Source organism: Hydrogenophaga sp., from assembly GCF_026125785.1.
GTDB lineage: Bacteria > Pseudomonadota > Gammaproteobacteria > Burkholderiales > Burkholderiaceae_C > Hydrogenophaga.
Genome location: NZ_JAHCKL010000042.1, coordinates 1 through 2,393, shown reverse-complemented (window position 1 = coordinate 2,393; position 2,393 = coordinate 1). Strand labels below are relative to the sequence as shown.

The 2,393-nt window shown below is 69.0% G+C and carries 3 protein-coding genes; all 3 read right to left on the bottom strand.

What is annotated here, in order from left to right:
• Nucleotides 1-5 precede the first annotated feature (5 nt).
• Complete coding sequence (gene mreD, locus KIT53_RS20205) at nt 6-536, bottom strand: rod shape-determining protein MreD (RefSeq protein WP_297756288.1); 531 nt, start codon at nt 534-536, stop codon at nt 6-8.
• A complete protein-coding gene (gene mreC, locus KIT53_RS20200; protein ID WP_297756287.1) occupies nt 533-1,492 on the bottom strand; it encodes a rod shape-determining protein MreC in 960 nt (319 codons plus the stop codon). Before mreC ends, mreD begins: the two co-directional genes overlap by 4 nt.
• Nucleotides 1,493-1,555: 63 nt before the next feature.
• Nucleotides 1,556-2,393, bottom strand: an 838-nt coding sequence (locus tag KIT53_RS20195) for a rod shape-determining protein (RefSeq protein ID WP_297756284.1), incomplete at its 5' end; no start/stop codon positions are given.

Below are 2,393 nucleotides of genomic sequence, written 5' to 3'. Positions count from 1 at the left end.
TGTCCTCATAACGGCCGGTTGTCGTCAGGGTTGGGCGCGCGGCGCTGCGGTGCGAGCAGCAGCACGCTGACGATCGGCCAGAGCGCGGCTTCGATCACGGGCGCGAGCAGGTAGGACAGGCCGGGGAAGCTGCCGCCGGCGACCAGGCGCACCAGCATCTCCAGCAGATGCGCCGCCACGAACAGGGGCAGCACCTGGATCGCCTGGTTGGGCACGCTGAACCAGAGCAGGCGCCGGTGCATGGAAATGGCGAGAAAGCCCAGCGCCGTGTAGGCCAGGGCGTGCTGGCCCAGCAGCGCGCCCTGTTGCACGTCCATGACCAGGCCGAACGTGAACGCCACACCCACGCCGATGCGCAGGGGTTGGTGCACGCTCCAGAACACCAGCACCACGGCCAGCAGGTCGGGCACCCAGGCGGCGCGGCCGAACAGGCCCATGTTCATGAGCATGTTGAACATCAGCGCGCTCAACAGGCTGAACCAGATGAAGACCGGGTTGGCGGGCAGCAGCAGTTGCTGGCCGGGGCGCATGATCATGGCGTGGCCTCCTCCGTGCGCGGGCTGCCGTTGCGGCCGGTGCCGGCTCGCGCGGGCCGCTCGGACGACGCAGGATCGGCCAGCGGAGAGGGCGGCAGATCGTTGCCCACCGGGGTCAGCACCAGCACGTGCAGCGCGCCCTGCATGCGCGCCAGCGGCTCGCACTGGATGCGCGCGAACGAGGACTCGGCCTGGCGCTCGACCAGCGTCACGCGCGCCACGGGCAGGCCGGCAGGGTAGACGCCATCGACGCCGCTGGTGGCGAGCAGGTCGCCTTCCTCGATGTCGGCGTTGGCCAGGGTGTAGCGCAACTCCATGCCGTCGCCGCGTGTGGAGGGTTGGCCATAGGCCACGCTGCGCACGCCGGTGCGCGTATTGAGCACCGGGATGGCCTGGTCGCGGTCCACCAGCAGGCTGACCTCGGAGACCAGCGGGTAGACCCGCGTGACCTGGCCCAGCACGCCGCTTTCGTCGATCACCGGCGAGCCGGGCTGGATGCCATGGGTCTGGCCGCGGTCGATGACCACCTTGCGCGAGTAGGGGTCCGCCGCGTCGTAGAGCACCTGGGCACCGGTGGCCTGTGTTCCGGTGCGCTCGCGCATGGCCAGCAGTTCACGCAGGCGCTGGTTCTCCAGGACGATCTGCTCGAGCTGCAGGCTGCGCTGCGCCTGGGTGGTCAGGCGTTGCAGCGCGTCGGCCTCAGCTGTCTGTGCCGCGTGCAGCGAGGTGAAATAGCTGCTGGTCAGGGTGGCCATCTGCACCGGCTGCAGCACCGCCCATTGCACCGGGTAGAGCGCAGTGGCCACGGCCGCACGCAGCGGCGCGGTGAGGCTGAAGCGCAGGTCTGCGACCATGAGAAACAGCGCGATCGCACTGAACACCACCAGTTTGGACAGGGCCGACGGCCCTTGCTTGAAAAAGGGGGGCGGGGTCCGGTCCAGGGTGCCCAGTGGCATGAGGCGCAGCGAAGGTCGCGGTTGGAGGCGGGGGCCGCATCGGGCGGCCGCGGAAGGTAAGGCTTATTCGCTGGTGAAGATGGTGCCCAGGCGCTCCATGCGCTCCAGCGCCATGCCGCAGCCCCGCACCACACAGGTCAGCGGCTCTTCGGCCACCAGCACCGGCAGGCCGGTTTCCTCGGCCAGCAGTCGGTCCAGGTCGCGCAGCAGGGCGCCGCCGCCGGTGAGCATCATGCCGCGCTCGGCGATGTCCGCACCCAACTCGGGAGGCGTGTGCTCCAGCGCCATCTTGACCGCCGAGACGATGTTGTTCAGCGGGTCGGTCAGGGCTTCGAGGATCTCGTTGCTGGAGATGGTGAAGCTGCGCGGCACGCCCTCGGAGAGGTTGCGGCCCTTGACTTCCATCTCCTTGACCTCGCTGCCGGGGAAGGCCGAGCCAATCTGCTTCTTGATCGCTTCGGCGGTCGGCTCGCCGATCAGCATGCCGTAGTTGCGGCGGATGTAGGCGATGATGGCGTCGTCGAAGCGGTCGCCGCCCACGCGCACGCTGCCCTTGTAGACCATGCCGCCCAGGCTGATCACGCCGACCTCGGTGGTGCCGCCGCCGATGTCCACGACCATGGAGCCGGAGGCGTCGGAGACCGGCAGGCCCGCGCCGATGGCCGCTGCCATCGGTTCCTCGATCAGGTAGACCTCGGAGGCGCCGGCGCCCAGGGCCGATTCGCGGATCGCACGGCGTTCCACCTGGGTGGAGCCGCAGGGCACGCAGATGATGATGCGCGGGCTCGGCTTGAACATCGAGCGCGGATGCACCATCTTGATGAACTGCTTGAGCATCTGCTCGGTGACGGTGAAGTCGGCGATCACGCCGTCCTTCATCGGCCGGATCGCCTCGATGTTG

What these genes read in the sequence shown, in the direction of transcription:
- mreC (WP_297756287.1), bottom strand. Translation starts at nt 1,492, where the DNA reads ATGCCACTGGGCACCCTGGACCGGACCCCGCCCCCCTTTTTCAAGCAA.
- mreD (WP_297756288.1), bottom strand. Translation starts at nt 536, where the DNA reads ATGATCATGCGCCCCGGCCAGCAACTGCTGCTGCCCGCCAACCCGGTC.